The organism is Pseudomonas sp. XP1, from assembly GCF_053557675.1.
Window position 1 is genome coordinate 40,930 of the sequence record NZ_JBNRIJ010000002.1, and the last position, 5,384, is coordinate 46,313.

Below are 5,384 nucleotides of genomic sequence, written 5' to 3' on the forward strand. Positions count from 1 at the left end.
CCGACAAACCCCCCCGTCTGGTGATGCCACAACCGGGCATACAAGCCTTGCTGCTCCAGCAGTTCACTGTGGCTGCCAATTTCTACAATCCGCCCCTTGTCCAGCACCACCAGCCGGTCCATCCGCGCAATGGTGGAAAGCCGGTGGGCAATGGCGATCACTGTCTTGCCCTGCATCAGCGTCTCCAGGCTTTCCTGTATCGCTGCCTCTACCTCCGAATCCAGCGCCGAAGTGGCCTCGTCCATGATAAGGATCGGTGCATTCTTCAATAGCACCCGGGCAATCGCGATACGCTGGCGCTGGCCGCCCGACAGCTTGACCCCGCGCTCGCCCACATGGGCATCGAAACCGGTGCGCCCTTGGGCGTCCGACAGTTGCGGGATGAACTCGTCGGCGCGGGCCCGCCGCACCGCTTCATGCAGCGCCGCCTCGCTGGCACCGGGGCGGCCATACAGCAGGTTGTCGCGGATCGAGCGGTGCAGCAGCGAGGTGTCCTGGGTGATCATGCCGATCTGCGCGCGCAGGCTGGCCTGGCTCACTTCGGCAATGTCCTGGCCGTCGATGAGGATGCGCCCGCCCTGAACGTCATACAGCCTCAGCAGCAGGTTGACCAAGGTCGATTTGCCTGCCCCGGACGGGCCGATCAGGCCGATCTTCTCACCCGGGCGGATGTCCAGGTTGAGCCCTTCGATCACGTTGGCGGCCTTGCCGTAATGGAAGTCCACATCATCGAAGCGTACCGCACCGCGGCTTACCTTGAGCGCCGGTGCGTTGGGCCGGTCGGCGACGGTAACCGGCTGGGCGATGGTCTGCAGGCCGTCCTGGACCATGCCGATATTTTCGAAGATACCGTTGACCACCCACATGATCCAGCCCGACATGTTGACGATACGGATCACCAGGCCGGTGGCCAGGGCGATGGCGCCGACGGTGATCAGCGACTGGCTCCACAGCCACAGTGCCAGACCGGTGGTTGTGACCACCAGCAGGCCATTGAGGGTCGTGATGACCACGTCCATGCTGGTGACCACGCGTGCGGCTAGCTGGGTTTTCTCTGTCTGTTCACGGATCGCTTCGCGGGCGTATTGCTGCTCGAAGTCGGTATGGGCGAACAGCTTGAGGGTGGCGATGTTGGTGTAGCCGTCGACGATGCGCCCCATCAGCTTGGAGCGGGCGTCGGAGGAAATCACTGAACGTTCCTTCACCCGGGGGACGAAGTAGAACAGCGCGGCGATGTAGCCGGCGATCCACAGCAACAGTGGCAGCATCAGGCGCCAGTCGGCTTCGGCGAACAGCACCAGCGAAGTGATGGCGTAGATCAGCACGTGCCATAGCGCATCCACGGCCTGCACGGCGGAGTCGCGCAGCGAGTTGCCGGTCTGCATGATGCGCTGGGCGATGCGCCCGGCGAAGTCGCTCTGGAAGAAGTTGAGGCTCTGCTTGAGCACATAGGTGTGGTTCTGCCAGCGGATCAGGCTGGTCATGCCGGGGTTGATGGTCTGGTGCACCAGCAGGTCGTGCAGGCCGAAGAACACCGGCCGCAGCAGCAGGATCACTACCAGCATCCAGATCAGCTCGCCGCTGTGTTCGCTGAAGAAATTGGCATTGGGCGTGCCCTGGGCCAGGTCGATGATGCGGCTGAGGTAGCTGAACATCGCCACCTCGATCAGCGAGGCGACCAGGCCCACCACCAGCAGGGCGACAAAGCTCGGCCACACCTGGCGCAGGTAGTACAGGTAGAACGGCCAGACCTGGCCGGGTGGCGACTCGCTGGGCGCGTCGCGGAAGATATCGATCAGTTGCTCGAAACGGCGGTACAGCATGGGTGACGACACTCCTGTTTCATCCGACCCTCAGGCGGTTTCACGTCCCTGTGAAGCCTGCGGTCAGTCGATGCGTTTGGCCGACTTGATGTAGACCGGATCGGCCGGTACATCGCGCATGCCTTTCTTGGTGGTGGTCGGCGAATTGACGATCTGGTCGACCACTTCCATGCCCTTGGTCACCTTGCCGAATACGGCATAGCCACGGTCACGCCCAGGGTTGAGGAAGTCGTTGTCGGCCACGTTGATGAAGAACTGGCTGGTGGCCGAGTTCGGGTCCTGGGTACGGGCCATGGACAGCGTGCCGCGGGTGTTCTGCAGGCCGTTGCCGGCCTCGTTGGTGATCGGGGCTCGGGTGTTCTTCTGCACCATCTGGTCGGTGAAACCCCCGCCCTGGACCATGAAGCCCGGGATTACACGGTGGAAGATGGTGTTGTTGTAGAAGCCGCTGTCGACGTATTCGAGGAAGTTCTTGGTACTGATCGGTGCCTTCTCGGCATTAAGCTCGATTTCGACCTGGCCGAAGCTGGTGTCCAGCAGTACGTGCGGGGTCTTGTCGGAGGCCATGACGCTGGTGGCGAAGGCGACCGAGCAGGCGGTGAGCAGGAGTTTTTTCAGCATGGGCTCAAAGATCCTTGAGAGGTGGAAGCGGCTGCAAGGAACTGCAGCAGGGTCTGGTTGAAGACCTCGGGTTGGTCGAGGGGTGTAGCGTGCCGGGAATCGTCGATGACCACCAGCCTGGCGTGGGGCATGAGGGCGACGTAGCGTTCTTTCAGTTGTATCGGGGTGTAATCGTGGTCGGCGGCGATCACCAGGGTAGGACAGTGGATCTGGCCGATGCGTTCCTGCACGCCCCAGTCGACGATGGCGTCGAAGCTCTTGAGGTAGGCGCGCTTGTCGTTGCGTGCCCAGCGCTGGGCCATCTTGTGCCGCAGTTCGGCCTGCTGCGGTTTGGGAAACAGCCGATCGGCCAGGCCCTTGCCGACGGTTTCGACACTGAGCAGGCGCGCCAGGCCCCAGCGCTTGAGCCACCACAGCCAGTCATTGCGGGTGCGGCGCTTGACCTCGGGGGCGCTGTTGACGATGCACAGGCTGCGCAGCCATTGCGGGTGGTCGACGGCAAACTGGAAGCCGACCATGCCGCCCATGGACAGGCCGACGAAGTGCACGGGGCCGGTGTGCAGGTGTTCGAGCAGGGCCAGCAGGTCGGCACTGAAGGTGGCGATCTGGTAACCGTCGCGTGGCTTGTCGGAGCGGCCGTGGCCACGGATGTCCATGAGGATTACCCGGTAGTGGCGGCTGAGCACCGGCACCTGCAGCTCCCAGTCCTGGCAGCTGGAACCCAGGCCATGCAGCAATACCAAGGGTTCGCCCTGGCCATATTCCTCGTAATGCAGTGCGCATCCTTCATGTTCGAAATAGGCCATGGGCGCGGTCCTCTCAGGCTTGTGGGGGGGCTGCGAAGGGCACGTCCAGTGGCGCGGTGTCGAAATTGCGCAGCAGGTCGATGAGAATCTGCGTAGCCGGGCCCAAGGTCTTCTCTTTGCTCGAATAAAGGTAGAACAGTGGGTGGCGGCTGCCACCCTGATCCAGCGGCAACGGCTTGAGCACGCCCTCGCGCAGCTCGCGCTCGATCATGTGGCGGGGCAACCAGGCAAAGCCCAGGCCACTGCTGACGAAGGTGGCGGCGGTGCCCAGACTGCCGACGGTCCAGCGCTGCTCGGCACCCAGCCAGCCGACATCGCGCGGCTGGGCGCGGCCGGAGTCGCGGATTACCACCTGCAACTGGCTTTCCAGGTCCTGGAAGGTCAGCTCGCGGCCCAGGCGGTGCAGGCTGTGTTCGGGGTGGGCAACGGCGACGAACTCCACCGCGCTCAATTCGGCGCCCAGGTAGCCGCCGATGCTGTAGCTGCTGATGGCCAGGTCGGCGATGCCTTCGTGCATCACTTCCTCGACGCCAGACAGCACTTCCTCACGCAGGCGCACCCGGCAACCACGGCTCTGTGGCATGAACGCGGCCAGGGCGCGTACCAGGCGGGCACTGGGGTAGGCGGCATCGACCACCAGGCGTACCTCCGCCTCCCAGCCCTGTTCCATGTGGTGGGCAAGGTCCTCGAGCTGGCTGGCCTGCTTGACCAGGTGGCGCGAACGGCGCAACAGGACATTGCCGGCCTCGGTGAGCACCGCCTTGCGGCCGTCGATGCGCAGCAGCGGCACGCCCAGTTGCTCCTGCATGCGGGCCACTGTGTAGCTGACCGACGACTGTGAGCGGTGCAGTGCCTCGGCGGCCTGGGCAAACCCGCCGTGATCGACCACTGCCTGCAGGGTTCGCCACTGGTCAAGGGTTACGCGCGGCGCTTTCATCTTTCGCTCCTGTTGTCCTAAGCTGCGCTCTTTCAAGGAGAGCGGCCCATGAAGAAATGTTGTGCGGCAATACTGATGTGCCTGCCCCTCGGGGCCATGGCTTATCCCATCGACGTTGAGAAGGAACTGACCGGGGTAAAGCTCGACTACACCGCCTATGACACGGCCTATGACATTGGCGCCATCACCCTCAACAACTATGGGCAGGTACCGGCCGCGTGCAAGGTGACCTTCCGCAACGGCCCGGAGGCGCCACGGGTGCGTCGGGTGAACGTACCGGCCGGTAAAAGCGTCGATGTCACTGCCAAGTTCAACCGGCAGATCATCAAACTACGGATCGCCTTGAATTGCAGCGCAGAATAAGCTGATAAATCGATAGATTGAACCCACTTTTTACGCTTTTTTATCGATAGGTCAAGCCGTAATCTCACCTCCATCGAATCGCAACCCTTTTTGCCGATGGAGGCACCCCATGTCCCGCGTACTGATCATCGAAAGCAGCGCCCGCCAGCAGGATTCCGTTTCCCGTCAGCTGACCCGCGATTTCATTCAGCAGTGGCAGGCCGCCCACCCGGCCGATCAGATCAGTGTGCGCGACCTGGCCGTGAACCCGGTGCCGCACCTGGACGCCAACCTGCTGGGTGGCTGGATGAAGCCCGAAGAACAGCGCAGTGCTGCCGAACTGGACGCCTTGGCCCGCTCCAACGAACTGACCGATGAGCTGCTCGCCGCCGACGTGCTGGTGATGGCTGCGCCGATGTACAACTTCACCATCCCCAGCACCCTCAAGGCCTGGCTGGACCACGTGCTGCGTGCCGGCATCACCTTCAAGTACACCCCCACCGGCCCGCAGGGCTTGCTGACTGGCAAGCGCGCCATCGTCCTGACTGCCCGTGGCGGCATCCATGCCGGTGCCACCAGCGACCACCAGGAACCGTACCTGCGCCAGGTAATGGCCTTCATCGGCATTCACGATGTCGACTTCATCCATGCCGAAGGCCTGAACATGAGCGGCGAGTTCCACGAGAAGGGCGTCAACCAGGCCAAGGCCAAGCTGGCGGCGGTGGCCTGAGGCTTAGCGAATTCCCAACCCTGACACCTGTTGTTGCTCCTTTGGGTGTACCTGCCCGGCCCGCATGGCCGGGCTTTTTTATGCCTGTGAATTTTGTGGGGGCCTGTGCCGGCCTTTTCGCGGGG

Annotated in this window: 6 protein-coding genes; 2 read left to right on the forward strand and 4 right to left on the reverse strand. The window is 63.1% G+C overall.

Features of this window, described 5'->3' with window-relative positions:
* The 4 genes from ACK1U9_RS02475 to ACK1U9_RS02490 all read right to left on the reverse strand — a co-directional run.
* The coding region (locus ACK1U9_RS02475; RefSeq protein WP_449109686.1) for an ABC transporter ATP-binding protein at window positions 1-1,823 on the reverse strand (1,823 nt) is incomplete at its 3' end.
* Between the two features lie 63 nt (window positions 1,824-1,886).
* A complete protein-coding gene (locus ACK1U9_RS02480) occupies window positions 1,887-2,444 on the reverse strand; it encodes a peptidylprolyl isomerase (protein ID WP_046614676.1) in 558 nt (185 codons plus the stop codon).
* Window positions 2,438-3,250 (reverse strand): alpha/beta fold hydrolase, encoded by an 813-nt coding sequence (locus tag ACK1U9_RS02485; RefSeq protein ID WP_108481276.1) that lies wholly within the window; start codon window positions 3,248-3,250, stop codon window positions 2,438-2,440. The genes ACK1U9_RS02480 and ACK1U9_RS02485 overlap by 7 nt, the downstream gene beginning before the upstream one ends.
* Window positions 3,251-3,263: 13 nt before the next feature.
* Complete coding sequence (locus ACK1U9_RS02490) at window positions 3,264-4,187, reverse strand: LysR family transcriptional regulator (RefSeq protein WP_012273620.1); 924 nt, start codon at window positions 4,185-4,187, stop codon at window positions 3,264-3,266.
* Window positions 4,188-4,235: 48 nt separating this feature from the next.
* Here ACK1U9_RS02490 and ACK1U9_RS02495 point away from each other — a divergent pair, with 48 nt between their 5' ends.
* Both ACK1U9_RS02495 and ACK1U9_RS02500 read left to right on the forward strand, forming a co-directional pair.
* Window positions 4,236-4,550, forward strand: a complete 315-nt coding sequence (locus tag ACK1U9_RS02495; RefSeq protein ID WP_012051530.1) for a hypothetical protein — start codon at window positions 4,236-4,238, stop codon at window positions 4,548-4,550.
* A 109-nt stretch (window positions 4,551-4,659) separates the two neighbouring features.
* Window positions 4,660-5,259, forward strand: a complete 600-nt coding sequence (locus ACK1U9_RS02500) for an FMN-dependent NADH-azoreductase (protein WP_085602097.1) — start codon at window positions 4,660-4,662, stop codon at window positions 5,257-5,259.
* Window positions 5,260-5,384: the final 125 nt, after the last annotated feature.

What these genes read in the sequence shown, in the direction of transcription:
- ACK1U9_RS02480 (WP_046614676.1), bottom strand. Translation starts at nt 2,444, where the DNA reads ATGCTGAAAAAACTCCTGCTCACCGCCTGCTCGGTCGCCTTCGCCACC.
- ACK1U9_RS02500 (WP_085602097.1), top strand. Translation starts at nt 4,660, where the DNA reads ATGTCCCGCGTACTGATCATCGAAAGCAGCGCCCGCCAGCAGGATTCC.
- ACK1U9_RS02485 (WP_108481276.1), bottom strand. Translation starts at nt 3,250, where the DNA reads ATGGCCTATTTCGAACATGAAGGATGCGCACTGCATTACGAGGAATAT.
- ACK1U9_RS02490 (WP_012273620.1), bottom strand. Translation starts at nt 4,187, where the DNA reads ATGAAAGCGCCGCGCGTAACCCTTGACCAGTGGCGAACCCTGCAGGCA.
- ACK1U9_RS02495 (WP_012051530.1), top strand. Translation starts at nt 4,236, where the DNA reads ATGAAGAAATGTTGTGCGGCAATACTGATGTGCCTGCCCCTCGGGGCC.